The organism is Natrinema sp. CBA1119, assembly GCF_002572525.1.
GTDB lineage: Archaea > Halobacteriota > Halobacteria > Halobacteriales > Natrialbaceae > Natrinema.
In genome coordinates this window covers 3873658-3899632 of record NZ_PDBS01000001.1, presented here as the reverse complement: position 1 = coordinate 3899632, position 25975 = coordinate 3873658, and the positions used below count along the sequence as shown (strand labels likewise).

23 protein-coding genes and 1 tRNA gene are annotated in these 25975 nt (G+C 64.1%); 9 read left to right on the top strand and 15 right to left on the bottom strand.

What is annotated here, in order from left to right:
* Window positions 1-21 precede the first annotated feature (21 nt).
* From CP556_RS19175 to CP556_RS19160, 4 genes are all read right to left on the bottom strand, one after another.
* A complete protein-coding gene (locus CP556_RS19175) occupies window positions 22-1851 on the bottom strand; it encodes an asparagine synthase-related protein (protein ID WP_098727069.1) in 1830 nt (609 codons plus the stop codon).
* Between the two features lies 1 nt (window position 1852).
* Entirely contained in the window at window positions 1853-3220 is a 1368-nt protein-coding gene (locus CP556_RS19170; protein WP_098727068.1) for a lysine N(6)-hydroxylase/L-ornithine N(5)-oxygenase family protein, read from the bottom strand.
* On the bottom strand, window positions 3217-3804 hold the full coding sequence (locus CP556_RS19165; RefSeq protein ID WP_098727067.1) for a GNAT family N-acetyltransferase: 588 nt from the start codon (window positions 3802-3804) through the stop codon (window positions 3217-3219). Before CP556_RS19165 ends, CP556_RS19170 begins: the two co-directional genes overlap by 4 nt.
* A 183-nt stretch (window positions 3805-3987) precedes the next feature.
* Window positions 3988-5109 carry a DUF4330 domain-containing protein gene (locus CP556_RS19160; RefSeq protein WP_176548248.1) on the bottom strand — a complete coding sequence of 374 codons (1122 nt, stop codon included), beginning with the start codon at window positions 5107-5109 and terminating at the stop codon, window positions 3988-3990.
* A 210-nt stretch (window positions 5110-5319) separates the two neighbouring features.
* Between CP556_RS19160 and CP556_RS19155 the strand changes: the two genes are divergently transcribed.
* Complete coding sequence (locus tag CP556_RS19155) at window positions 5320-7119, top strand: ABC transporter ATP-binding protein (protein WP_098727065.1); 1800 nt, start codon at window positions 5320-5322, stop codon at window positions 7117-7119.
* A 7-nt stretch (window positions 7120-7126) separates the two neighbouring features.
* Here CP556_RS19155 and CP556_RS26435 read toward each other — a convergent pair whose 3' ends face one another.
* Both CP556_RS26435 and CP556_RS19145 read right to left on the bottom strand, forming a co-directional pair.
* Window positions 7127-8347, bottom strand: coding sequence for a glycosyltransferase family 4 protein (locus CP556_RS26435; RefSeq protein WP_218011976.1), 1221 nt, complete (start codon window positions 8345-8347; stop codon window positions 7127-7129).
* A 19-nt stretch (window positions 8348-8366) separates the two neighbouring features.
* Window positions 8367-9293: an alkaline phosphatase family protein gene (locus tag CP556_RS19145; protein WP_098727063.1), complete on the bottom strand. Its 927-nt coding sequence runs from the start codon at window positions 9291-9293 to the stop codon at window positions 8367-8369.
* Between the two features lie 134 nt (window positions 9294-9427).
* On the opposite strand from CP556_RS19145, the gene CP556_RS19140 reads away from it, so the two are divergent.
* Window positions 9428-10618, top strand: coding sequence for a glycosyltransferase family 4 protein (locus tag CP556_RS19140; RefSeq protein WP_098727062.1), 1191 nt, complete (start codon window positions 9428-9430; stop codon window positions 10616-10618).
* Between the two features lie 197 nt (window positions 10619-10815).
* Here the strand turns inward: CP556_RS19140 and CP556_RS19135 are convergent, their stop codons facing one another.
* Both CP556_RS19135 and CP556_RS19130 read right to left on the bottom strand, forming a co-directional pair.
* Window positions 10816-12063, bottom strand: a complete 1248-nt coding sequence (locus CP556_RS19135; protein WP_098727061.1) for a glycosyltransferase family 39 protein — start codon at window positions 12061-12063, stop codon at window positions 10816-10818.
* Between the two features lie 282 nt (window positions 12064-12345).
* Window positions 12346-12496, bottom strand: a tRNA-Met gene (locus tag CP556_RS19130).
* A gap of 102 nt (window positions 12497-12598) precedes the next feature.
* Between CP556_RS19130 and CP556_RS19125 the strand changes: the two genes are divergently transcribed.
* Entirely contained in the window at window positions 12599-13753 is a 1155-nt protein-coding gene (locus CP556_RS19125) for a DUF7115 domain-containing protein (protein WP_098727060.1), read from the top strand.
* Window positions 13754-13830: 77 nt separating this feature from the next.
* On the opposite strand, the gene CP556_RS19120 is transcribed toward CP556_RS19125, so the two are convergent.
* Window positions 13831-14250, bottom strand: coding sequence for a DUF5830 family protein (locus CP556_RS19120; protein ID WP_098727059.1), 420 nt, complete (start codon window positions 14248-14250; stop codon window positions 13831-13833).
* A gap of 913 nt (window positions 14251-15163) precedes the next feature.
* Here CP556_RS19120 and CP556_RS19115 point away from each other — a divergent pair.
* From CP556_RS19115 to CP556_RS19105, 3 genes are all read left to right on the top strand, one after another.
* Entirely contained in the window at window positions 15164-15457 is a 294-nt protein-coding gene (locus CP556_RS19115) for a PadR family transcriptional regulator (RefSeq protein ID WP_098727058.1), read from the top strand.
* 464 nt (window positions 15458-15921) lie between these two features.
* Complete coding sequence (locus CP556_RS19110) at window positions 15922-16893, top strand: transcription initiation factor IIB (protein ID WP_098727057.1); 972 nt, start codon at window positions 15922-15924, stop codon at window positions 16891-16893.
* Window positions 16894-17157 (top strand): hypothetical protein, encoded by a 264-nt coding sequence (locus CP556_RS19105; protein WP_098727056.1) that lies wholly within the window; start codon window positions 16894-16896, stop codon window positions 17155-17157.
* 40 nt (window positions 17158-17197) lie between these two features.
* Here the strand turns inward: CP556_RS19105 and CP556_RS19100 are convergent, their stop codons facing one another.
* Both CP556_RS19100 and CP556_RS19095 read right to left on the bottom strand, forming a co-directional pair.
* Complete coding sequence (locus tag CP556_RS19100) at window positions 17198-18355, bottom strand: multicopper oxidase domain-containing protein (protein ID WP_098727055.1); 1158 nt, start codon at window positions 18353-18355, stop codon at window positions 17198-17200.
* Window positions 18356-18549: 194 nt separating this feature from the next.
* A complete protein-coding gene (locus CP556_RS19095) occupies window positions 18550-19911 on the bottom strand; it encodes an NAD-dependent succinate-semialdehyde dehydrogenase (RefSeq protein WP_098727054.1) in 1362 nt (453 codons plus the stop codon).
* Between the two features lie 165 nt (window positions 19912-20076).
* On the opposite strand from CP556_RS19095, the gene CP556_RS19090 reads away from it, so the two are divergent.
* A complete protein-coding gene (locus CP556_RS19090) occupies window positions 20077-20382 on the top strand; it encodes a cupin domain-containing protein (protein WP_098727053.1) in 306 nt (101 codons plus the stop codon).
* Window positions 20383-20513: 131 nt separating this feature from the next.
* Here the strand turns inward: CP556_RS19090 and CP556_RS19085 are convergent, their stop codons facing one another.
* Window positions 20514-21146 carry a uracil-DNA glycosylase family protein gene (locus CP556_RS19085; protein ID WP_098727487.1) on the bottom strand — a complete coding sequence of 211 codons (633 nt, stop codon included), beginning with the start codon at window positions 21144-21146 and terminating at the stop codon, window positions 20514-20516.
* Between the two features lie 144 nt (window positions 21147-21290).
* Here CP556_RS19085 and CP556_RS19080 point away from each other — a divergent pair, with 144 nt between their 5' ends.
* The gene (locus tag CP556_RS19080) at window positions 21291-21782 is read left to right on the top strand and encodes a metal-dependent hydrolase (RefSeq protein ID WP_098727052.1); all 492 of its coding nucleotides are present in this window, start codon (window positions 21291-21293) and stop codon (window positions 21780-21782) included.
* 25 nt (window positions 21783-21807) lie between these two features.
* Here the strand turns inward: CP556_RS19080 and CP556_RS19075 are convergent, their stop codons facing one another.
* Window positions 21808-22686: a COX15/CtaA family protein gene (locus tag CP556_RS19075; protein ID WP_098727051.1), complete on the bottom strand. Its 879-nt coding sequence runs from the start codon at window positions 22684-22686 to the stop codon at window positions 21808-21810.
* 195 nt (window positions 22687-22881) lie between these two features.
* Here CP556_RS19075 and CP556_RS19070 point away from each other — a divergent pair, with 195 nt between their 5' ends.
* The gene (locus CP556_RS19070; protein ID WP_098727050.1) at window positions 22882-24006 is read left to right on the top strand and encodes a M24 family metallopeptidase; all 1125 of its coding nucleotides are present in this window, start codon (window positions 22882-22884) and stop codon (window positions 24004-24006) included.
* A gap of 30 nt (window positions 24007-24036) precedes the next feature.
* Here CP556_RS19070 and CP556_RS19065 read toward each other — a convergent pair whose 3' ends face one another.
* Entirely contained in the window at window positions 24037-24771 is a 735-nt protein-coding gene (locus CP556_RS19065) for a helix-turn-helix domain-containing protein (protein WP_098727049.1), read from the bottom strand.
* Window positions 24772-24825: 54 nt separating this feature from the next.
* Window positions 24826-25908: a glutamate--cysteine ligase gene (locus tag CP556_RS19060; protein WP_098727048.1), complete on the bottom strand. Its 1083-nt coding sequence runs from the start codon at window positions 25906-25908 to the stop codon at window positions 24826-24828.
* Window positions 25909-25975 lie beyond the last annotated feature (67 nt).

The window sequence follows — 25975 nt, the reverse complement described above, 5'->3', positions numbered from 1 at the left end:
AACTGACCGGCAAAATCCGTATCAATCGCCGACAATTCGTCCCGTAAGCGGCATTTCGAGGACGGTGACCAGCCGGTATAGTTCCTCGGCGGCGTTCGTCTCGCCCGCGCGGTGACGTCGATACGTGTCACGCACCGCATCCCAGTCGAGGCCGGGTAGCCGTCGACCGGTCTCCTCGTGTCGCTCCAGCGCCCGACCCACAAAGTCGTGGGTTCTGATCACTTCGTTTTTGTCCTGCCACGGTCCCTGCGTCCGATACGAACCGGTCCAGTCGAGTTTGTCGAACAGGTTCATCGCGCGATTGCCGACCACGTGCGCCGCCTTGGGATGTTTCAACGGGACGCGCGACGAAGCGTGCGGAATATCGGCCAGCGAGCCGTCGAGTCGGTCCACTGCTCGGTGCAGCGGGTCGCGGCGCAATCGGTGCTTCAGGGGCATCGAGAGGGCCAGATCCACCAGTCGGCGGTCGAGGAACGGGTTCCGCGTTGGCGCGATCTGTACTGCGCTGAACAGGTCGAATCCGATCCCGTTCGTGATCGGATACAACGTCGAATTGAGGCTGAGCTGTTCGACCGACTCGTAGCCGACGCCGTGGAACTCCACCTCGCCGTTCTCGAACCGGATGTTCTCGCGCAGGATCTCCTCGAGCGGTGCCGCATCGAGAAAGTCGGGCCGGCGCGTGGGCCCAGCGGTCACCTGCTCGCATACGAAGTCGTCGATGGTCGACGGTAGGCGCTCGAACGGGAACCAGAACTGGATGTCGAAAGGGAGCTGAAGCGTCGCCTGCGAGATGCTCCAGGATCCGAAGAGATCGTCGCTGTATAGACCCGTCAGTAGCGTGTCGACCTCGGCGTCGATTTCATCGGCGAACCCGAGTGCGTGACCCGTATGAAATGGCCCGACGAACTCCTGAATCGGTCCGGCCCGCTCCAGTAGCGTGGCGTGGTAGTTTGGCCCGCGATTCAGCAGTTCGAATCGGGAGTCGGCGGCGTCGGCCGCCCGTTGGGCGATCCGTGCCTCGCGATTCCAGCCGTCGCCCAGGTGAAAGGCCGTGAGTGGCTCGTCGGCAGCCGCCAGCACCGCTCGAGAGTCGCTCCCGCCACTCAGCAGGAGGCCGTGGTCGCGGTCGTCTCGCGTCCGGTCGTGGACCGCCCGTTCGAATCGGTCGGTGAGTTCCCGCACGAAGTACGAGAACGGTCGGTCTTGGGGCCGGTATCGGGGCTCCCAGTAGCGACGGCGATCGGTGTCGCCGCTCTCGATATAGCAGGTCAGGATCGTCGCCGGCGGCAGTTGCTCGAGTCCCGTGATCGGCGTCTTGGTGCCGAACGTGCGCCGACAGTAGAGATACTCCGCGAGGAATCGCTCGTCGAACGCCGGCTCGAACCCCGGCAGTACGGGCACCGTCTGGACGGCCGTCGAGAACGCGAGGCCGTCATCCCCGCGGGCGTAGTACAGCGGCCGCGCACCGAGCCGATCGGTGAAAAACGAAACGGTGTCGGCGGCCGGTTCGTAGACGCAACCGGTGAACTCGCCGTCGAGACGGGACACGAAGTCGAGACCGTGGGCGCTATACTGCCGGGCACAGACCTGTGCCGATTCGTTAGGGTCGACCGAGCGCCGCTCGCCGACCTCGTCGGTGACGCTATACACTTCGCCCCAGATCCACACGAGCGACCCGTCGTCGGTCTCGGCGGGCTGGTCGGTTGCCGTCCCCTCGTGGAACGCCGCGCGAATGACGACCCCGTGTTCGCGGTAGGTGTCGGCCACCTCGCCACCGGCGATGGTCTCGGGGACCGTCTCCACCTCGACGCTGTGAGCGTCCCCGCCGAATACACCGGAGAGACCGACCATCTCAAGCCCCGTCGCTCGGCTTCGGCGCGGCCGACTCGAGCCGGTGTGCCCCGCGTTCGGCCACGAAATCGTCGACGGAGAAGCGCTGGAACGTGTCGGCGCTACGGGGTTCGTAGACCTCCTCGTCGGCGACCGCGTTGACGATGGTGGCGTTTCGGTACGGTCCCAGACCCAGATCGGGCGCGTTGAGGCCGTGGGTGTGCAACTCCGCGTTCTGGACGAAGATCTCGCCCGCGAGCCCGTCGGTCTCCAGACGGAAGTCGCGAGTGATTGTGAGTCGCCCCTCGTCGTCGCGCCGGATCCGGTCTTCCAGCGGTGCGAGGAAGGGCGGATCGGTCCGGGTGTAGCCGGTTGCCAGGATCACCACCTCGCTCTCGTGAAGGAACCGGTCGCCTTCCTGCCACTGCTCGCAGATCAACTGGTAGCCCTCGCCGGGCGACCGGGCCGGCCCGATATCGGTGATCTCGGTCGCCGCGAGCAGTCCGACGTCGGGCTCGGCGTCACCGATGGAGTTCCGGTAGAGCGCGTCGTAGATCTTCGCGCTCGTCTCCCCGTCGATCCCCTTGTAGAGGAGGTCCTGTGACCCGAGCAACTGGTCTTTTGTCTCCTGATCCAGATCGTAGAAGTAGTCGATGTAGTCCGGCGTGTAGATCATGTGGCCCAGTTTGGCGTCGGCCATCTGGAAGAAGCCACGCGACCGGGTGATCCAGTCGATGCTGTAGGCTCGGTCGGGCTGGCGCTCGACGAGGTCGCGAAACACCTCCGCCGCGCTCTGTCCGGAGCCGACGATCGTGATGGAGTCGGCGTCGAGACACCGGTCACGGTTGTGAAGGTACGACGCCGAGTGGAACACGTCGGGGCCGAGGAAGTCCTCGAACTGATCGGGGATATGACGTTGGGTACCGATCCCCATGACTACGTCCTCGGCGGCGTAGCTCGCCCGGTCGCCCGTCACCGAATCGACGGTCTCGACGACAAACACCCCGTCGTCCTCGCGCACGTCGGTGACCCGCTGGTCGAAGCGCAGGGACGGGAGCTGGTCGGCCACCCACCGGCAGTAGTCGTTGTACTCGCGGCGCGGGATGAAAAACTCCTCGTAGAAGTAGAACTCGTAGAGGCGGTTCTGCTCGCGGAGGTAGTTGAGGTAGCTGTAGGGGTTCGTCGGGTCGACCATCGTAACTAGGTCCGCGAGGAACGGGACCTCGAGTGTCGTCCCCTCGATGAGCATTCCCTCGTGCCAGTTGAACGCCGGCTTCTGCTCGAGGAAGGCGACGTCGAGGTCGGCGGCTGCGTCGTCGATCAGTGCCGCGAGTCCGAGGTTGAACGGGCCGACGCCGATGCCGAGGAGGTCGTGGACGTGGTCGGTCATGCGCCCCCCTCCTCGAAGCGGTCCCGGTCACAGAACATGAGCAGTCCAGTTTTGTCCGGCAGATCGACCTCGTGTGCGGCCTCGAAGCCGCATTTCTCGAACACGCGGATGGCCCGCTCATTCCGGATGTCCGGTTCGGTGACGATGCGCTCCGTCTCGGGGTGCTGGAACTGGAAGCCAACCATCGCCCGCACCAGCGGGGCCCCGTACCCCTCGCCGAGGTACTCGGGGGGGCCGATGAGTAAGTGGATCCCCTGATCGGTCTGGTCCGCGTCGTAGTAGTCGCCGATCCGATCTCGGGCGGCCCAGTACGATTCCCAGTAGCTCATTGGCGTGTGGTCCAGATAGCCGATGTAGAGCGTCTGGTCCTCGTTTCGCGCCCGTTCGTTGATCGTCTCCCGTACCTGCAACAGCGGATCGTCCTGCTCCCAGTAGGGGAGGACGTGATCGCTGTTGAGCCACGCGTGAAGGCGACCGAGGTCGCGGTCCGGATCCACCTCCCGGAAACCGATGGACTTCTCGAGGTCGGGATCGGTTGTGAGATAACTGTACCCCGACCGCACCGTCTCCCGCGGTCCGGTCATACTGCTTCACCCCGTCGGTCCACCCGCCGGACGACGGCTCTGAACGGTCGGTTCATCGTGTGAGCGTTCATCTCTCGATCTCTTGCCCGCACATTTTTAGGCAAGCCTTAAAAGTATTTAGATTCCACAGTCGACGCCTCAGACGGCCGAATACCCGTAACGGAGGTTCCGGGAATTTCACTACTATTGAACTTCTAACACCTCTCCCACGACCGAGACAGTGTCGAAGTCCAGGGACAGGGTGGTCCCTGCCCGCACTCGACGCGTCCGGAACCGAAGATCGTCGCCGGTGGATCGCGCTCGCAACTCGACGGTGAGGAACACGTCTTCATTCCGGGGGTGTTCGCGTTCGTAGATGTTCCCGTCCGCACTCGTGAGAACGACCGACGCCGGTTCGGTCCGTACGTCCATGACGCGTGCAATCGTCGCGTTCCCCCGGCGCTCGACGATCCCCGCTTCGATCCGGTCGGCGACGTGAGGCGGGACGTTCGCGGCTCTTACGGTGACGGTCCGTTCGACCGGCTCACCGGGCAGCGAGGCGTTCCCCCATCGCGCCACCGTACCGGAGAACGCGTATCGGTCCGTCCGGAACTCGAGCGGCCGGTCGACAAGCACTCGGTCGGCCCCGAAGTAGGTGGCGCCGTCGTATCGGATCGTGCGCAGGGAGAGTCCCACGAGGTCGGTCCGGTTCGTCCGGTTCGTCCTCGGGTTGACGACCGCTTGCTCGACGGTCGCCATCGTCCGGCCGTCGATCCGGTAGGTGTCGCCGCGGTCGACGAGGGCAGCCGTCGACGGTCCCAGGTCCGCTCTGATGAGGACAGGGAGCGTACTCGTGTTCAGCGTCTCCCCCTCGGTGCTCAGTTCCAGCACCTCACCAGCCACGTCGTACTCCGCCGTCTCGATGTCGAGGTCGCTACCGCGCTGTACTCGGGTATCTGCGAACGTGATGGACCGTCCGTCGCTCCCCTCACCGTCGGTGAGCGTGCCGTCGATGCGAACCCGAACGACGACGGAGAGGTTCTCGCCGTCCGCGGGGCCCACGTACGTGTCCGTAATCGTGAGGTCGGGCGCTGACGTCGTACCGTCGGTGATTCGCTCGGCGACCGCCGGCGACCGATTGCCGAGGTCGACCGTCGCATAGCGCGTGGCGGACTCGCCGCCGTTTCCGCCGGCGCTGTCGCCCCCACCGAGCGGATCGAGGAAAACGACGCCCGCGACGATCGCCCCCAAGACGAGTAAGACGACCAGCGCGTCGTAGACGTTGACGCGACCGAACAGTCGGCCGTTCTCGTCGATGACGTTCACGGGGAGTTCCCCCAGACGGACGGTCGCTCTGTTGCCGTGTCCATGGTTCGGATCTTGAACTACTCGTGAATCTTCGGTCCTCGGTAAAAGCCTTTCACATATCATTTGGCGCACCTAAACCACGCCCCTCACGCCGTGACAGCGCCGGTATGGAGATGAATGGATTTATACGCCCCAGCCGGGAGTAGCGATGTAGATACAGTCTTTCGTATGCCAGAGCCTGATGCCCCTCCCGCTTCGCGGCGCGAAAAACTCGACGCGTTGGTCAGCGTTCTCGAATACGACCCGAAGCTCACGGGCGCGATTGTCGGTCTCGGGATCATCGCCGCCGTGCTCGAAGGGGTCGGACTGAGTTTTATCCTCCCGATCATCGACCTGGTCCAGTCGGGCGGCCAGCCCACCGATGGCGGCATTGCCGGGATCTTCGCGGCAGTCTACCAGACCGTAAACGTGCCGCTCACGCTCGGGACAGCGGTACTGGGCGTCGCCGCCGTCATGATCGTCCGGTTCACGGCGAGTTTTCTGGTGGCGTGGTTCCGGGAGACGCTCCGGATGTCCTACATCAGGGACCTCCAGACGGAGGCGTTCGGAAACGCCTTCGACGCCGACATCGCGTACCTCGACGAAACGGGATCCGACGACGTACTGAACGCGATTATCACCCAGACGTTCTACGCGGGCCAAGTGATCGAGCGGCTGGTCCTGTTCGTCGAGCAGTCCTTTCTCGGCATCGTCTACGGACTCATCGCGTTCGCCGTTTCGCCGGTACTTACGATCCTCACGGTCATTGTACTCGGCGGCGTGACGGTGCTGTTGCGCGTCGTCGTCGAACCGGGCTACGACATCGGCAACCGGGTCGCGGACGCGAACGAGCAACGCCAGGAAGCCGCCCAGGCTGGCACGCAGGGAATGCGGGAGAGCCGAATCTTCAGCCTCGTCGACGAACTGTACGGTGATTTCGTCGAAGCGGTCGACAAGTATACTCGAGCGCGCGTGAAGCTCCGTCGCAACGAAGCCGCGATCGACAACGCCTATCAGCTGACCGTCGCAGTGTCGGTGTTCGCGCTCATCTACGTCTCGCTTACGTACGTGGAGTTGACGCTCAGTTCGCTGGGCCTGTTCCTCTTTGCGATGTTCCGGCTGGGGCCCAAGGCGAGTCGGGCCAACGAACTGTTCTACCGGATCGAGCAGGACCTTCCGCATCTCGTTCGCACGCGCCAGTTCACGCGCGATCTCGCTGGCAACGCCGAGCCCGACACCGCTTGTCGCCAGGTCCCCGGGACGATCGAATCGGTCGCTTTCGACGACGTGAGCTTCGCCTACGACGAGGATACCGAGGTACTCCGTACCGTCGACTTCTCGGTGGACCGTGGGGAGTTCGTCGCCTTCGTGGGCCAGTCGGGGGCGGGGAAGTCGACCGTCATCTCGCTGCTCGCACGGATGCACGAACCGACCGACGGCGAGATCCGGGCGAACGGCGTTTCGATTGGCGAGATGGATATCGACGAGTGGCGCGACCACATCGCCGTCGTGGAGCAAGACCCCTACATCTTCGACGACACACTCGAGTACAACCTGACGATCGCCGACAGGGACGCCTCCTGGGAGGAGGTCGAGCGGGTCTGCGAGATCGCCCAGGTCGACGAGTTCCTCGACGACCTTCCGGACGGCTACGAGACGCAGGTCGGAGACGACGGCGTGCGGCTCTCGGGCGGACAGAAACAGCGCGTCGCCATCGCCCGGGCACTGCTCGACGACGTGGACGTGTTGTTGCTGGACGAGGCGACGAGCGATCTGGACTCGAACCTGGAGCAAGACGTTCAAGCGGGGATCGAGACGATGGACCGGGAGTATCTCGTCGTCACCGTCGCCCACCGGTTGACCACGGTCCAGAACGCTGACCGCATCTACACGCTCGAGGACGGAGAAATCTCGGAGGTCGGGGCCCACGACGAACTCGTCGAGAACGACGGGGAGTACGCCGACCTCTACGCGGCACAGAGCCGATGAGGCGACTTCACCGTTCGATCACGCGCTCGTACAGCTCCTCGAACTGCGGAACGACAGTCTCGGCACGGTAGGCCGCCACCTCGCGCCCGGCCGCCGACGAGCGGGTCGCTAGTTTCTCGCCGTCGAACAGGTCACGCAGCGCGGCGACGAACCCGTCCACGGAGCCGTCGGTGGTGACGCCGCCGTCGCCGACGATCTCCGCGACGCTGCCGACATCGCTGGCGACGACCGGTGTCCCCGTCGCGAGCGCCTCGAGGAACACGCGGCCGAACGGCTCGTCCCACCGGCCGGGGTAGACGAAGCAGTCGTGGGCCGCAAACACACCCGGGAGGTCGTCGTTCGGCAGCCACCCGGTGAACGTGACGCGGTCCTCAATGGCGCTGTCCGCGGCCCGTTGTTCCATGTCTGTCCGGTGGCCACCATCGCCAACGACGGTCAGCCGGACAGCCCCGGAGACCCGGTCGTTCAGTCGGTTCAGGATCGGGACGAGTCGGTCGACACCCTTGTGTTCGTCGAGCGATCCGACGTACAGCAGGTCGTAGGGAGCGTCGAAGTCGCTCTCGTGCGGGCGACTGAACCGCTCGTCGAGGATGTTCGGAATCACGGTCAGCCGCTCGGGCGGAAACCCGAAGTCGGCGTACGTGGCCTCGATGTGCGGCGAGAGGGCGTGGTAGGCGTCGATCTCGTCGACCATGCGTTCGCCCTCTCGAATCAGCTTCAGGTAACCGAGCCTGCTCGCCGAGCGATAGAGCGGGCCGTCCTCGTCGTGGCTGCCGCTGGTCGCGAGCGAGCAGGCCGTACACTTGGCCAGCCCATTGCTAGTGCAGGGCTCGCGGTCCATGTAGCGGAGATCGTTTTTCGGGCAGATCCCGCCGTAGGCGTTCAGCGTTACGACCGTTGCCGCACTCGTTCGCGCGGCGATCTCGCCCAGTACCGGCATACTGTTCATGACGTAGCTGTGCACGACGTCATACTCGTCGAACTCGGCGACGCGCTTCCGGAGCGCGTCGTTGAGCTGGAACGCTGAGTGGTACGGGTAGCCCGATAGCTCGAGCGGGCGAATCGAAACGTCGGCGTCGATCGCGGCGTCCTCGGGCGGTCGCTCCCAGGGGTACACCGTCACGTCGTGGCCGCGATCGGCCAGCTCGAACACGATGCGCGAAGCGCTGTGCGTCGCGCCCGTTCCCTCGCTCTTCGGATAGCTCGGGTGGACGAAGCCTAGTTTCACGCCGTCTCCCTCGTGGTGGTCATTCGGCGTATCCGAGATCGCGCAACCGTTCGGCGACAACGTCGTCGTCGGGCGATTCGTCGCGATCATCGGGAGTCGCCGCGCGGATCGTCCGGCGGGCCCCGCTCTCGTATACCAGCCACGGCACGTCGACGAGCTCCGGCGTGTACACGCCGCGAGGGTGTCCCCACTCTCGAAACGGGATTGGGAACGCGCGTTCGCCGACCATGTTGCCGTGGTCGGCTGTTACGATCGTCTTGCCGCCGAGTTCTCGCATGGCGTCTTCGACGTGGGGAAGCGCCCGGTCGAGGTTGCCGTCGTAGAGTTCCCAAATTTCGTCCCGGTCCACGTCGGTTTGTCCCTGTAAGAGCTGTACCCAGACGTTTTCCTCGGTCGCCTCCGGGTCGGAGAAGTCCCCGCCGTCGAAGTCAGCGTCGGACCCAACGAACGGGTAGTGGGGTTGCATGTAGTGGACGACGAGGCGCTTGTTCGGGTACTCCTCGGCGGCCTGGAGCGCGTACTCGGTCACCGTTTCGGGGAGCACCGTGCCGTGTTCGTTGCTCCACCCGTCCGCACGCCAGACGTCGACGACGGCCGCGAACCGCGCATCGATCGACTCGCGGTGCTGGGAGAGCTGTGGATTCGCGGTCACGTAGACGGTGTCGCTGAGGTCTCGGCCGTCGACGTTCGCGCGGAGAAATTCGACGGTCGTGGACGCCCGGGACTCGGCGCGTTCCAGCCGGCCCGGCAGCTCCGCCCGGCGCTCGAACATGTCGTACCTGCACGCGTCGAGGACGAAGAGGTTGTCCCAGTCGGCCTCGAACGGATCCACGCCGTCCTCGTTGCACTCGCGGCGGCCGAACCGGCGGTGATACAGCCGGTTGGCGTGTCGGCAAAACAGGATCGGGGTGCGGAGTGCACGGGACAGTCGCGAACGCGTGTCCATGTGTCACTATCTCGCCAGAGCCGCAGGATTAGTGTTTCGCCATCCGTTCGGGACGGTCGGGGGCACGGCCGAACACGACCGCACGGGCGCCTCTCGAACGGAACACTGATTTCGTGCCGCTATCGAGACCGCGTATGCACGTCCTCTCCGCGACGAACAACCTCTATCCCGACCCGGAAGCGACCGGCTCCGGGCGGTATAACTACGAAGTCGGTCGCGAGCTCGTCGAACGGGGACACGACGTCTCGGTCGTCACCAGGCTGCGCGGCGACGCGCATGCGCGAGAGACGGTCGACGGGATGGACGTATACCGGTACGACGCGTCGATTCCGCGACTCCCGGCGACGCTGCGGGAAATCGATCGAACGGTGGCGTCGATCGAGTCGAACGCCCCCGTCGACGTCGTCAGTTTTCACGGCGCATTGAGTTCGTTCGGCGTCGACCGGGCAATCTCGAATCGGATCCCCCGAACGTACACGATCCACGGGCTCTGGGCGGTCGAGTACCGCGACAGACTGGTCGCCCCGAGCCGGTGGGCGGCGCCGTGGCACCGGCTCAACCGCGCGCTTCGTCACCGAATCGAGGCTCGCGTGCTCGACCACAGCGACGCCGCCATCGTGTTGAGCGAGTTCATGCGCGAGCGCTTCCGCGACCACCACCCGGGAGCGCCATCCTGTTCGGTCGTCCCGGGCGGCGTCGACGTCGAGCGGTTCGCCCCGATCGACGGCCCCGGCCCGGAGACGTTCGCCGAGGACGAAACCTCGTTTCTCACAGTTCGCCGTCTCACGCCGCGCATGGGTCTGGAGACCCTGCTCGACGCGTTCGCGTCGGTCGTCGCGGACGGCGACGACGCACACCTCTACATCGGGGGCGACGGCCCGCTGCGCGACGAACTGTGCGCGCGAGCCGACCGTCTCGGTATCGACTCGGCCGTCACGTTCCTCGGATACGTTCCGGAGGAGCAACTGGCGTCCCTGTACGCCGGCGCGGACGTGTTCGTTCTGCCGACGCTCGAACTCGAGGGGTTCGGGCTCGCGACGCTCGAGGCGCTGGCCGCAGGGACGCCCGTGATCGGGACGCGAGCCGGCGCGACGCCGGAAATTCTCGGAAATCTGGAGCGTCGATCGGCGATCACGGAGCCGCTGCTGGTCGACGCGGGCGATGCCGACGCCCTGGCCGCGCGACTGGCTTCGTGGGCGCGAGTGGGAGAGGCGGAACGTACGAGTGCGGGGGGAGCCTGCCGGTCCTACGTGATCGAAGAGGGGTACACGTGGGAACACGTCGCTGACAGCCTCGAACGGCGCTTCGAGGGACTACTTGACTGAGTCGTCGTCGGAGTATCAACAGTTATGTGCGGCTCGGCCGTACTTCGGACCGACCGATGGGCCGGGGCCTCGAACCGTTCTCTGAGTCGAGAACGTACGACGCGTTGCAGACGCTACACCGGTGGACGGACAGTAGCACGGTTATCTCGCTGCTGGGTAGCAAGCGGGTGTTGCTCGGTAGTCTTGCCGTCTTCGTACTAGTGAGCGTGGTCTCGGTGTTCAGATCGAACCTCGGGGCTGGTGTCAAGTTCCTGAGCTTCGCACTGTTTTTCGTCTGTCTTGCGGCGCTGATAGATCGCTTCGTCGACCCGCTGACGGAGTGAGCGGAACCACGATTCGAGAATGGGTGCACTGAACACGGCGAGCAGGAATACGAACACCGAGCGGTGTCTGAGTGTCGTCCCGAAGTTCGAGTCGATCAAGCCGTAGCCGACGATACCGCCGACGTACACGATACCGAGGAGAATCTCTACGAGGGAATCGGTTTCGACGGCCTGGATCGACCGGTAAGTCATCACGGCGAGCGCGATCAACAGCGGCAGCGAAAGTATGGCGACGAGATCGAACGTCGAGGTGACGTGCAGCGGGAAGGGCGCGAACTGGAAGTAGATAGCGCGGACCGGCGCGGCCAGCAACACGTCCAGCCACGACTCGTACTGCATGAATTCGAGGTACGCCGCACCGCCCATCGCCCGGTACTGTAGCCGTGCGTTGAGCGCGTCGACGGGGAACAAGACGGCGAACAACGCGAACCCACAGACGCCGACCGGAACCGAGGACAGCGCCAGCGAGCACAGCGAAACATCTCGGTCGGCGATCCGCCTGATCGCGGCGACGAGGAGCGCCCCCGCTACGCCGAGTAGGATCAGCAGCGCCAGTTCCTCCCGCAACAAAAACAGTAGTCCCCAGAGCGGCGGCGCGGTAAGCGCCCACCAGTACCGACGGTCGATGATCGCTCGCACGCAAATGGAGAGGAGCGTTACTGCGGCCAGTGTCGAGAGCGCATCGCGCATCGGGAGGCTGTTGAACAGGAACGGGAAGGGGAGAAACAAGAGCACGAGTAGCAGGCCGTTGGTCGACTCCAACGGGTCGTAGAGTCGCCGGGCGACGTAACACGCCGGGAGTGGAATCAGCACGGCCAGCAGTCCGTTGAAGACTGCCAGTACCGTCGGATCGGTCCCGAATACGGCGTACAGGACGGCTTGGACCGTACCGAACGCATCGAGCGACGAAAGGGAGCTTGTGTCGCCACCGCCCAGGATGCCCACGGCTATCGAATGGAACACGTCAATGTCCCAGTCGTAGGGCAGCAGGGGAAGAACCACGATCGCGAACAGGAGATGCCCCGCGAGGGCGACACCGCCGGCAACGCGGTACAGCCGCGATCGGTGCCGACTGACGAGGGCGAACAGCAACACGACCGCGATGGTGGCGGCGACGACCATTCGCAGTCGGGTATTCGCGGGTGAAAGTTATACCTGTGGATCGCCCGGAGACCACCGGACCCTCCGCCTCTCCGGGGAGTTTCGCAGCGTCATCACTCACTGGGTTCGTGACTGCCTCGTGGAAAATGCCCGGGGGCTCCGAACCACGGAAAGACTCACTCCGTTCGTCTTTCCTGCCTTCACCTCGCTTCGCTCGGTGAAGACCACCGGGTTCGGAGCCCTCCCCGGGCATGCTTCTCAGAGTTATCACTCGTCTTCGACTCGTAATGGAATTGAGAAGCATGCCCGGGGAGGGCTCCGAACCCTCGATCTCCGCATGTCCCAGGTTCGAGGCTCGGCAGTCCTCGAGGGACACGGAGGCTTCCAAGGCGAAACCGCACCGAATCTCTGAACCCTATGAGTGCGGCGCTATGTCCAGCTAAGCCACCCGGGCTCGGTTACGAGTAGTGGGGTGCATTTCTTTAAGCTTTGTATTCGAAGCCGCCGTGCAACGCGGACCCACGGATTTATCATACGGTATTACGAACGCCAGTGCATGAGCGTTCCCGGCATCGTCAACTCTACTCTCGATGACGAAGAGATCGCAGCGCGCGTCTCTCTTGGCAGCGACGACGAGCTCTTTATCACGCCCACACGGACCATCGTCTACCGTGCAGACGGCCTTTTGAGCGACGAATCGGCCGACGAATACCCCCACGACGCCGACCGACTGACGCTCTCCGAAGGCCGTCGCAAGACGAAGGTTACGCTCGAGTACGCCCTCGACGGGGAGCGGACGTTTTCGATTCCCTCGAGCGTCACTGACGACGTGTTACATCCCGTCCTCGCCGGCGTGCTGAACGGCAACGGGATCACCGATCCGGGCGAGACGGTCGTCAAGACCTATCGGTTCAGCGAACTGACCCTGATCATCACGAGCGACCGGCTCGTCAAACACATCGGTGGAGCGGTCTGGGATGGCGACTTCGAGGAGTACCACTTCGAGGACGTGACGCAACTCGCCTTCGAAGACGGTAGCGTTGCCACCCAGATCGTCCTCACCGTCGACGGGCGACCCCAGCGGATCAAAGCCCCGAACGAGCAAGCGAACGATCTCCGGGAACGACTGCAACGAGCCCTGTTCGACTACCACGATGTCGGCTCGCTCGAGGAACTCAACGAGGCGGTCGGCAGGGACGACGAGGACGATACCAGTCGTGGGGGATCGGTCGACTTCGGCGGCGGCGTCGACCCCCTCGACGCCGATCCGCCCGAACCGGACGATCACGACGCGACCGTCGAAGCGGCACGCGATGCTGCCGGGTCGGGAAGCACGGATCCACTCGCCGGCGGCGAGACGGACGACATTACGACCGCCGAACCGGGACGGCAGTCAAACGAGAGCGACGGCGGACAGTCCACGTCGAACCAGGCATCGGCGACCGCGGATCGCGACCGTGACGGCCCGGTGGGAACCACGGAGACCGCCTCCCTCTTCGACGCGGGCGACGATATCGATGCGTCGGCCAGTGCTGCCGATCCCGCGGAGCATACCGATGTTAACACCCCCGAAGCCACAGCCGGAACCGATCCCGAACTCCTCGAGCGCCTCGACGCACTCGAGGTGGCGGTCGAGCGCCAGAGCGAGATCATAGAGAAACAGGGAGAGACGATCGAGCAGTTGATCGCGGAACTCCGGCAGGGTCGGTAGCGTCGTTTCCGTGCGCCACTGAACGGTGGAACCGGGTGCTGTGAAGTGATCCGCTCTCAGCCACCGATGAAACCCGGTTAGTCCTCACGTCCGGTCACTTTTCGAATACACGAAGAGCCGAAGGGACCGAGTTCGCCCGCCTCGAGATCGATGAAGTAACCGGTTGATAGCCCGGAGCCACAGCGCCGACAGGTAAACTCACCCTCTTTCGTACAGACATCCTGTTCGAAGCGGACGTACTGACGGCTCTTCGGGCGGACGATCCCGTCATCGCGTTCGATGAGGCCGCGGAGTTCGGCCCGATCGAGGATCGTTCGAGTTACCGTCGGATCGCTCGTGACCGTCTCGAGGCGGTCGATCACTGCGGCCAGTGGGAGCGATTCGTGTTCGAGTCGGGCGAGCAACGCCAGTCCGAGTTCGACGCGGTGATCGTCCGCCTCGAGGTCCGCATCGACATCGGGCCCGCCGTGTTCGGTTCGATCCCCGTCTCGATCCATCTGTCTGTGGTGTCGTCTCGGAACGAATAAACGTTGTTCCTCTCAAATCGAAGCGCGATCTGCAATAGCGATAGCAGGCACTGAAACGATTGCCACGCTAATCGCATCGTTACCGTCCGACCGGTATGTGCCTCATTTCAGTTGGTACTATAGCTCGTATCGAATAATATCGTCCGAATCGCATTCAGGGCAGGCTTCGGCATCTGCACTCACATTTTTCCCGCAGCGCCGGCATTCGAACAGGGTTTGCTCCCGGTTTCGAGTGAAAATGTGTTTTAATTTAATCATAGAAATTCCGACGCGGTATTTGGATACGATGGAGTCGTCAGGTGAACAGTCGGCCCGACTCCAATTGTCGCGGGGACAGCGTTCGGCCGAAACCAACAGCTACCACAGCGATCGGTCATCGCTACACCGAGGTGCGAACCGGAGACGGAGCGGTCGTGACTCATAGGTTACTAGTCATGACGGGGTCACGGTGTCGTCCGACTGGATTTGTCTGGAATCGGACGCGTGTTTGGTGACAGGTGATCCGTGAACGTGTGAACCTGCCTCCGAACCCATGCTCTTCAGGCCATGTATTGTGTCGGTCCCCGTATATACGTGAGCCAACCGGAGTGAAAGTGATATTCGAGAACGGCGTTTAGCAGTTAATCAGCTGTTTTCGGCGGTGTCATGGTGCTTTCCTCGCGGGTACTCGAGATGGCTGTGTTCGTGCTGAGAAGCGTCACATGGTGAAAGTACGGTCAGCGTCATAACCGAGCTGCCACCGGCACCCCTGATGGACTCCCAAACGGCTGGTCAGCCCCCCTCGAGAAACGTGATACGCTTCGTGAGTGAACGCGTGTTCCCGACGCTATCTCCACTCGTTTGTTCTCGGAAAGCTTATCTGACGACACGCAGAAATTCCGATATGTACGATCTTACCGGCTTCCAGCGCGACCTGCTGTATACGATCGCCGGGCAAGACGACCCGCACGGCCTCGCGATCAAAGACGAACTCGAGGACTACTACGAGAAGGAGATCCATCACGGGCGGCTCTATCCGAACCTCGACGAGGTCGTCGACAAAGGGCTCGTCGAGAAAGGCGAACTCGACCAGCGAACGAATTACTACACGATCACCGCTCGCGGTCGGCGCGAACTCGAGGCTCGCCGAGAGTGGGAAGACCAGTACGTCGGCGAGTTGCTTTCCGAATCGGAGTAGGGAATCGATATCAGTAACAGTCGCACGCTCGAGTATCCGAACGAGTTGAGCAACCCACCGCTAAATCGGTGGGGTTCGGCGCGGACTCCCGTTCTGGCCGACTCATCGGCAACAGGGGAAGAGCCACCGTTCACGTTCAGACTCCTGCCAACTGGTGACGGATACTCCGTCGAAGCGACGCATACGGCGTCGCCTTTCGCTCCGCAAAGCCTGACTGACTGCGAGCGGTAGCATCGGTGAGTCGGCTGAGTTCAGCCGAAACCGCCTGGAATGCGACCGCATCACTCTTCAGCCCCTCACCTGAACGGCCCCCTCGAATCCAGCGGACACGACTCGGAGAGAGAGACGCGCGTCTCCGACCATTCCCACGGCCTGGGAATCCGCCGGTCGTTGATACTGTTGCTCCACCGCAATCCAAGAGAGGCAATCACACGGCCGGAATGCACTCCGGCGGACACAGACCAATGAGTCAGACGATCGTCGATACGGCTGGCGGGGGATCGACCCGGAACGGAGAGCGCGAGACCGTTCCTGAGCGTCGGGGATCCGAGTGTCCGGAATGCGCAGGCTCGATCCACCACGACGAGGAACGCGGCGAGCGGGCGTGTGCGGAGTGTGGTCTGGTTATCGATACGGACGAGATCGATTACGGCCCCGAGTGGCGGGCGTTCGACGACGAGGGGGACCGACGACGGGTCGGCGCGCCGGTGACGACGCTTCGACATGACAAGGGCCTGAGTACGACCATCGGCTGGGAGGATCAGGACGCCTACGGCAACCAGCTCTCGGGGCGAAAGCGCGAACAGCTCCGGCGGCTACGGACGTGGAACGAACGCTTCACCTCGAAAAACGCCGCGGAACGGAACCTCAAACACGCGTTCGGCGAGATCGAGCGCATGGCGTCGGCGCTCGGCTTACCGAAGCCCTGTCGCGAAACGGCCGGCGTCCTGTATCGCCGTGCCGTCGAGGACGGACTGCTTCCGGGACGGTCGATCGAGGCGATGTCGACCGCGTGTCTGTACGCCGCCGCTCGGCAACACGGCACGCCGCGGACGCTGGTCGCGTTCGCCTCGGTAAGTCGCGTCGAAAAGCTCCCCGTCCAGCGAGCGTATCGCTATCTCTCGGACGAACTCGAGTTGCAGATCGAACCCGCCGATCCGATCCACTACCTTCCGCAGTACGCTTCCGAACTCGAGATCAGCGACGACGCCGAACGGCTCGCCCGCGAGATCCTCGAGGCGGCCATGGAGCAGGATCTCCACAGCGGCCGAAGTCCAGCCGGGCTGGCGGCCGCGGCGATTTACGGTGCGGCGCGGCTGACGAACGAACGGATCACCCAGGAGACCGTCGGTGCCGAAACCGGCGTGAGCAAGGTCACGGTCCGAAACCGCTATCGAGAACTACTGGACGCGTACGGGGAGGCCCGCGATCGATAGATGTTCGGGCACCGACTCGAGCGCGAGATTCTCGACGCGCTTGCTGACGGAACGCCGAGCTACGTCGTCGACCTCGCCGCGACGATAGACGAGCATCCGGTCGCGGTCGAGCACGCCTGTGACCGCCTCCACGAAGACGGGGCGGTTCGGTCGATCGGCTGCCAGCGGTACGCGATCACCGCGTCGGGTCGTCACCAACTCGCCGGTGCGAACTCGCTCCCCGTCGAATCGGAGACTCCGACGGAGACGGAAGGTCGAACGTAAAATCAGTTGCAACGGCGATCGTATTCGTTTTGGATATCGCTTATCCCTCGTAGCCCGCGTGCTCCATGAGGTTCGCGAAGATATCGGTATCCATCGCGTCGCGGTAGACGATGCCGTTGACCATTCCGCCGGGGTAGGAGTTCCCGTTCATCGCGTGGTTGACCTTGTGGCAGTGCATGAGGTAGATGCCGGGGTCGGCGTTGGCCTCGAACTCGATGGTGTGTCGTTCTGCGGGTGCGATATTTGTGACGTCCTGTTCATACTGGGCCGCTTCGGGGACCTGCCCGCCGTCTTTTTCGACGAGGCGGAACCGGTGGTTGTGCGTGTGCATCGGGTGGGACATATACCCCGCGTTGACCATGTGGAGGCGGACGGTGTCGCCGTGGTCGACGATGATCGGCGAGCCCTCCTCCGGGTGGAGCGTCCGCGGGAGGCTCTTCCCGTTCATCGTAAACACGTCCGGGTTGCGGTTGCGGGGACTGTAGTCGACGTCCTCGCCGGCCATCTGCCGGTTCACGCGCGAGTCCCAGTCCTTCAGCGTGAAGAAGTACTCCTTGTCCGCGGGTTCGTACCCCTTCGGATCGACGCGGAAGATGCCGTACATCCCCATATCAATGTGCTGGTGAGTTTGGTAGTGGCAGTGATAGAGGTGGGTCCCCGGGACGTTCGCGGGGATCGTGTAGGTGTGTTTCTCGCCGGGGTTGACCGTGATTCCCGTCGTCGTCGGGACGCCGTCGTTTTCCCACGTCAGATTCGAGCCGTGGAAGTGCAGCGTGTGCGGCATCTTGGCGTCAGTGTTATCTAGCGTCACTTCGATGTCGTTGCCTTCGGTCGTTCGGAGGATCGGCCCCGGAACGCTCGGCGTCCCGTCGTCGGCCTGGAACGCCCAGACCTTCGGCAGTTCCACCGGGCCGCCCATCGAGTCCATCGGATGGACGGCGTGTCGGGACGTCACCGACCGTAGCGTGACGCTCCCGCCCTGCTCGTCGACCTGGACGACCTCAGGGGAACTCGTCCACGGCAGCTCTGAACCGGACTCGTCCGAAGATTTCTCGGACGAATCCGACGGACTCGAGTCCTGTGTCGCTCCCTGGCTCATACAGCCGGCCAAGCCGGTCAGTGCAGCCACACCGCCAGTCGCAGCAACGAATTCGCGTCGCGATAGTCCGAGTCCGGGTGCGCCAATACGATCACTCATAACAACTGGTCAGAAGAAGTACCGGCGTATAACGGGTCGAGCCAGTTCTTACGGATCGGGAAATCTCGAGAACATGTTCACGGTTCCTATATAAACGAAGCGACGACGAGTTATCGATACTGGCGTCCAGTAGCGGATTACTCCCGAACTGAGCCCACCACTGTCAGCGATTCGCGGTCCCCGCTCGCGATCGATTATTCGGTCCAGACCGTCTTCCGGTTGACGAACTCGAGCATCCCCTCTCGAGCGAGTTCGCGGCCGTAGCCCGACTCCTTGACGCCGCCGAACGGGACGCGCGGATCGGACTTGACGAGTTGGTTGATGTAGACGCAGCCAGCGTCTATCTCGCGGGCGAGGCGTTGACCGCGAGCCCGGTCGTTCGTCCAGATGCTCGCGCCGAGGCCGAACTCCGTGTCGTTGGCCTTCGCGAGGAGTCCGTCCTCGTCGTCGATTTCATAGACGGCGGCGACGGGGCCGAACGTCTCCTCGCTGTCGGCCGGACACCCCTCCGGGACGTCGGCGAGCACCGTCGGCGGATAGAACGCGCCGTCGCGGTCCATCGGCTCGCCGCCGGTGAGCACGCGAGCACCGGCCTCGGCGCTCGCTTCGACCTGTTCGTGAAGCTCTTCCATGAGGTCTTCGCGGGCCTGCGGGCCGACGTCCGTGTCCTCGTCCATCGGGTCACCCACCGTGAGCGATTCGACCTCGTCGACGAACCGCTCGAGGAACTCGTCGTAGACGTCGGTGTGGACGAGAAAGCGCTTCCCGGCGATACAGGACTGCCCGCCGTTCTGGTTGCGCGCCCACGCGCCCGTCTCTGCCGCATCCGCGACATCGGCATCGTCGAGGACGACGAACGGGTCGCTCCCGCCCAGCTCGAGGACGGACTTCTTGAGCTGGTCGCCGGCCGTCGACGCGACCGCGCGACCCGCCGGACCGCTACCGGTAACGGTCGCGGCTTTGACCCGTTCGTCCTCGATGACGTCGTCGACCAGATCGGACGGGATCAGCAGTGACTGGAAGACATCCTCGGGGTAGCCGGCCTTGCGGAACACGTCCTCGATGGCTTGGGCACAGCCGGGGACGTTCGAGGCGTGTTTGAGCAGCCCGACGTTCCCCGAGGTGAGGTGCGGGGCCGCAAACCGGAAGACCTGCCAGAACGGGAAATTCCACGGCATCACCGCCAGAATAGGGCCGAGCGGATCGTAGACGGTTTTGACGTTCGATCCCGGCGGGCTCGGATGGGAGTCCGCCTCGAGATAGGCGCTCCCGTGTTGGGCGTAGTGGTCACAGACCCACGCGCACTTCTCGATCTCGGCGAGCGCCTGCGAGATCGGCTTCCCCATCTCGCGGGTCATCGTTTCGGCGTACTCGCGTTTGTTCTCGCGGAGGATGTCACCCGCGGCCGAGAGCAGTTCCTCGCGCTCCCGAATCGGCCGCTCGCGCCACTCCTCGTACGCCGCCGTCGATCGCTCGAGGGCGTCCTGAACGTCGGATGCGTCGTGTTCCTCGACGGTTTCCTCTCGCTCGCCGGTGGCCGGATTGATCACCTGCATACGTGTGAGTGTGTATGCCGAAGACGATTAGTGTTTACGCAGTCTCGGCCGAGATATCCGAGCGGAAACCGTCGGCGGTCACTCTCGAGCAGTACCGGGTCAGTACCGCTCGCCCCGAACGAGTTCATCCGAAAGTACAACTGGGAGAACCGTCACAGTTCGCTCATGCCAGCAATCACGTCAGTAGACGAACTTGAGGCGACGCCACACGCCGAGGTTTTCGACGAACGTACCCCGCGAACGGTGCGATTACGCCTCGAAGCGGACGATAGCGTGCCCGCACATCGCCATCCGGAGTCGAACGTGGTTCTCCACCTGCTCGAGGGAGAGGTCGAACTCACGCTCGGCGACGATGTCTACACCCTCGAGACGGGAGAGATAGTCCAGTTCGACGGTGATCAGGACATCTCCCCGTACGCAGTCGACGACAGTACAGCACTGATCGTCTTCGCACCGAAAACGGACTCATAGACTCGTAACGAGCGACCAATTGGCTCGGCCGAGCGGTGCTCTTACCGGTCAGATGGTCTCCCGTCCCGATTTACCGGCGCAATCGTCGGATGGTTCGCGGGTGCGCCGAAACTGACTGACAGCAGTCCGTCTCAGCCGACGGTCGTCGCGACTCCCTTCGTCTGCCGGTAATCGCTCGCAAGCAGCGCCTCGAGTCGCGCGACGATCGCCTCGAAATCGCCGTCGACCCACTCCACGGGATCCTCGATCGGGACGACCATGAAACCGCGGCCACGGATCTCGGCGGCGTGGAGCGCTCCCATCTCGAGGTCGAACCGTCGCCGCTGGGTCGTGTACTCTCGGAGGACGCGGTCGGTCGCCTGGGCTCCGACCGGCAGGAGGATGTGGGCGTTGATCGCACGGAGTTCAGCGTCGAAGAATCGCTCGAGGTCAGCGTACCCCTCGGCGGTCGGTGCCTCCCCGTCCGGGAGGCTGCACATGTGGATATAGCTCAGAAAGCAGTTCTCGAGGACGGGTTCGTCCCGCGGGCCACTCGCAAAGCCGGTCTCGCGAAGAACGTCCTGGATTGCGAGTCCGCTCTCGGTTTCGGTGAACGGGACGCCGGTGGATTCGCCGCCGTGGATGCCGGGGTAGTCGCCAATCACGTGGAAATCGGCGTTAGCGTCTCCGTAGCCGAAGACGGCCGTTCGGTCATCAGGGTCGGACCGGTCGAACGGCGGTCGGAGTCCGAACGGGTTACTCGTCCTGTCGGTCACGTTTCGCACGACCGGGAGAATGCCGTCAGCGGTCAAAACCCCAGCGATCGCGGCGGGCCGATCCGGAACCGACGTGATTCCGTCCCTGCCGAACTCGTCGCATCGGTCGGATGACGGTGGGTTTATACTCCGCTCGCGTGTCTCGTGTCGTACATGTATCAGGTGGGGCACTACGGCGGTGCGCTCGCGGCGTACGCGCCGCTGGGCACCATCGTCGCTCTGGGTGGATACGGCGAGATCGCCATCGTTGGCGGTCTCGTCTGCGTCGCCCTGTCGACGGTCCCGGACTACGACCACCGGCTACCGCTGATCGAACACCGCGGCCCGACCCACACGATTCTATTCGCGCTACTCGTCGGGGCCGGGCTCGCGGCGCTGACCGCTGTCCTCGTCGACGCCTCCTCCGCATTCGTCGACGCCGGGGTCGTGAGCTTCGCGTTCCTCGTCGGTTTCGTCTCGATCGCTTCCCATCTCCTCGCGGACGCGCTGACGCCGATGGGTATCCGTCCGCTCTGGCCGGTTTCGCGGCGTCGATACTCCCTCTCGGTGACGACGGCCGCGAACCCGATCGCCAACTACGGACTGCTCGGACTGGGCGTCGTCGCCGTTCTCGCAGGAATAGGGATCGTCGTCGTCTTCGGCTAACTCGCTCTCACAACGGAACCCCACTCTACGGTGAAAGTGTGTCTGACGTCTCGCTCGAGGCGGTCCCCCGTCGCGTAAGCACGATTCCGGCGACGAACGTCGCCAAGAGCGCGACGGCAGCGGCGAGATACGGAATCTCGACGGCGGGGTTCGCTGCCTGTCGACCGAAGAAGAGAACGACGACCACGAGCGGCGGGGCCGCGAGTAACGGGGGAACGGCTCGTCCCGTGAACCGCCGTTGACCGATCAGCGCGGCGACGATGGCCGCACCAAGCAGCGTGAGAGCCACGGCGTACTGGATCAGTTGCATCGTCGGCGAGTAGCTCGAGATTTCGGTGCCGACGACCGGGCTGAGGGCGACGTGTGCGGGCAGCGCCACGATTCCGAGCGCGAGCGCGCCGGTGACGTGCGTTCCCGTCAGTCGCGGTGCCCAGACCAGGACGGTGGCGATCAGAAAGAGCGTGAAGATGGTGACGGCCGTCCAGAAGTGCAAGGAGAGGATGTCCATCGTGTACTGCTGGACGGTTTCGCGGCCGAGCGCGACTTGGACCGGCGTAAGGACCATTCCGGCCACGACCAGTCCGGTGACTCGCCGGTCGACGTCTGGGAGCCGCCACGCGGCGAGCGCGGAGCCGACGATTGCGAACCCGGCGAACATCGAGACGAAGCGGTGGAACCACTCGTAGAAACTCGGCATGCTCCCCGGCAACAGGTTGTACGGCCCGGCGTCACACCGGGGCCAGTTGGCCTCGCAGGCCAGCCCCGAACCGGTCGCCTTCGCCGCGACACCCAACAGAATCGTCGCCGCGACCAGCGCGAGCGTTGCGGTCAGCAGGTGCGGATAGCCGAACCGATCGATCAACGACCGAAGTCTCGAGTCGGGCGCGTGATTGTCGTACGACACGGGCGTTCTGTCGAGGGTTAGGACGGCCCGTACTTAGGTTGACCGAGTCGTCCGATTCGGCGGGAATCGAGCGGTTATCGCCGACAGTTGATCGACCGGCTTCGGCTCGAGATGTGCCCGCTCGCTTCGACCGCTCACGCCAACCGATGGCTCGGTGTTCGCCGCATTCAAGAGCCGTCCTCGCCAGCACCCGACATGGACAAACGCGAGCGACTCGAGGCTTCCCTCGAGTCCGACGGGCTCGATTCGATCTGGTTCGCCCGGCCGAACTCGTTTGCGTGGCTCACCGGCGGGAACAGCGTCATCGATCGCGAGGGTGATACCGGCGTCGCAGCCGTCGGCTACGATGGTGACGAACTCGTGATCGTGACGAACAACATCGAAGCCGACCGCATCGCGGCCGAGGAACTGCCGGATCTCGAGGCGACCGAGATCTCGATCGAGCGGTTCCCCTGGTATGCGTCATCGCTGGCCGAAGCGATCACCGAACACGTCGGAAGCAACGAGCGGGCCGCGATCGACATCGAACTGCCGGGATTCGAGCGCGTCGACCCGACCGCGCTGCGGCAGCCACTGACCGAGCGCGACCGGAAGCGATACCGTGAACTCGGCGGCCAGACGGCATCCGCCGTCGAATCGGTCTGTCGCGAACTGCAGTCCGACGACACGGAACACGAGGTCGCCTCCGCGCTGCGAATCGCTCTCTCGGCTCGAGACATCGAAGCGCCGGTCGTCCTCGTCGGTGGCTCGGAACGGGCACAGCGGTACCGCCACTACACGCCGACCGGGGCCGAACTCGGCGACTACGCGCTCGTCTCCGTGACCGCCCAGCGGGCCGGCCTTCACGCGAGTTGCACCCGGACCGTCGCCTTCGATCCGCCGTCGTGGCTCGCGGAGCGTCACGAAGCCGCCGCTCGCGTGGAAACGACGGCGCTGGCGGCAACGCAGACGGCGGCAGCGAGCGACAGCGACGCGGCCGATAGCGGGGGGACCGCCGGTGATGTCTTCGCCGCCATTCAAGATGCTTACGACGCGGTCGGCTACGACGGCGAGTGGGAGCACCACCATCAGGGCGGGGCCGCCGGCTTCGCCGGTCGCGAGTGGATCGCCACGCCGGACCACGACGCGCCGGTCGAAGCGCCGATGGCCTACGCGTGGAACCCGACGGTACAGGGCGCGAAAAGCGAGGATACCGCACTGGTCACCGACGAGGAAATCGAGACGCTGACGGCGACGGATCGCTGGCCGACGACGACCGTCTCCGCGGTCGATCGGGACGTCGAACTCGAGCGGCCGGACGTGCTCGACCTCGAGGAGTAACGACGAGGGAGGACGCAGACCCGTCGAACCCTATTCGTCGCTCGATCGGGCGTCGAACTCGTCATTCTCGTCGGTTGTGTCGCCTCCGACGCCGTCGACGGACTCGTCAGACTCATTGGGGCTATCGGACCCGTCGGATTCGGTATCGACGGTGTCGATCTGCATGTCGTCCTCGAACTCGATGACGTCGGCATCGGGATCGGTCTCGGGGTCCGTCTCCGTCTCGGAATCGCCGTCGATCGTCGGTGCAGTGTCGTCGACGGTGATCGTCACCGGTTCGACTTCCTCCTCGAGTTCGGCTCGAGCGTCGCGATCGACCTCGCGGTCGAGAACGCGATCGAGCGTGAAGATGGTGTTCAGTTCCCGCTGGACCTGATCGACGACGCCGCCGACGAGGTCGCTGGGCTGGATCGCGGTGTACTCGTAGGGGTTGTTCCCGGCCCCCTCGCTGGCGCGCTTTTCACGGGTGACGCGGTCTTCCTCGTGGAGTTCCGCGAGCGCTTCGCGAACCGTGCTGGGATAGAGCCCGGTCCCCTTCGCGACCTCTTCGGAGGTACTTCCCGGATTCGCCAGCAGATAGACGTAGATCTTCGCGCGAGTTTCCGTGTCCAGGATCCACGAGAGCAGGTCGACGATGCGCTGGTCGAGCTCCTCGACGGCCGGGCTTCGGCCGGCCTCGCGCTCGACGAAGTCGTCCGGTCCCTCGAGCGATTCGTCTCCGTCGTCGGTATCGACCGGATGCTCGTCCGTGTCGTCGGAGCTCATGTGGGTTCTCGTACAGGACGAGGCCTCGAGCGGAGTTAAACCTTTGCGGGGTAGTCACTCGGTTTGCAGAATGAGCGATTCGCATAGCGCGTCGGGTCCCTTCTCCTCGAGCAAACGGCGTTGCCGATCCGCGCCGCTCTCCCGCTCGTAAACGTCTCTGATGCCGTCGATGCCGAGGCGCTCGCACTCGCGGTCGACGAGTTCTCCCAGATCGACGGTTCCCTCGAGGTCGCGGTCGATGAAAGAGGCATCCTGTCCGTGTCGGATGGCCCGCCACTTGTTCTCGTCGAGCAGTTCCCGACGGTGCCGGTGACCGCTCGCGCCATCTTCGTAGTCCTCGGCGAGGGCCCCGACGAGTGCGTGGGCGTACTCGACGAACGCCAGCACGATCTCGGGGTCGGCCTGCCCGTCCGGCGTGCGCAGTTCGACCGTACCGTGGGCGGTGTGGGGCCGAACGTCGTACCAGAGTTCGCCGCGGTCGTTGATCGACTCGGTCTCGAGCATCAGTCGCTCGAACCGATCGAACGCCTCGAAGTCTTCGAAGTGGGTCGGCATCCCGGTGTTGGGCAGCGCCTCGAAAATCTTCGCGCGGGCGGACTGGAGCCCGGTGTCGAACCCGTTCCAGTAGGGCGAATTCGCGGAGAGCGCGAGCATAATCGGGACGTACCACCGCAGTTCGTTGGCGATCCAGACCGCTTTGTCAGCGTCGTCAACGCCGACGTGGACGTGGACGCCCGCCGTCGTGTTTCGGTGTTGTGGGTACTGGATACGGTCGAGCTGCGAGCGGTAGCGGGGTTTCTCCGCGTGCTCGAGTTCCTGCCACTTCGCGAGCGGGTGGAGACCGGCGGCCGCGATGCGATAGCCGTGGTTCTTCGCGTGTTCGACCAGTGCCTCGCGGATCGCGAGCAACGAGTCGCGGGCGTCGTCGAGAGACTCGATCAGCGGCGTCTGGGTCTCGATGACGAACTTGAACAGTTCGTGATCGAGTCGGCCCTTGAGAATCTCGGGCGGGTCGTGTTCGTAGACGAGTTCGTCGGTCCCGCTGGTCGGGCGGCCGTCGGCGTCGACGACGAAACACTCCTCTTCGATCCCCAGCGTACCCATGCGCGTAAACGATTCTCGCGACCCGCGTTCCATCGTGTCGTGCTTTCGTCGCCGATAGTAAATACGATTTGGAGTCGGTGCGACCGACCGGATCCTCGAG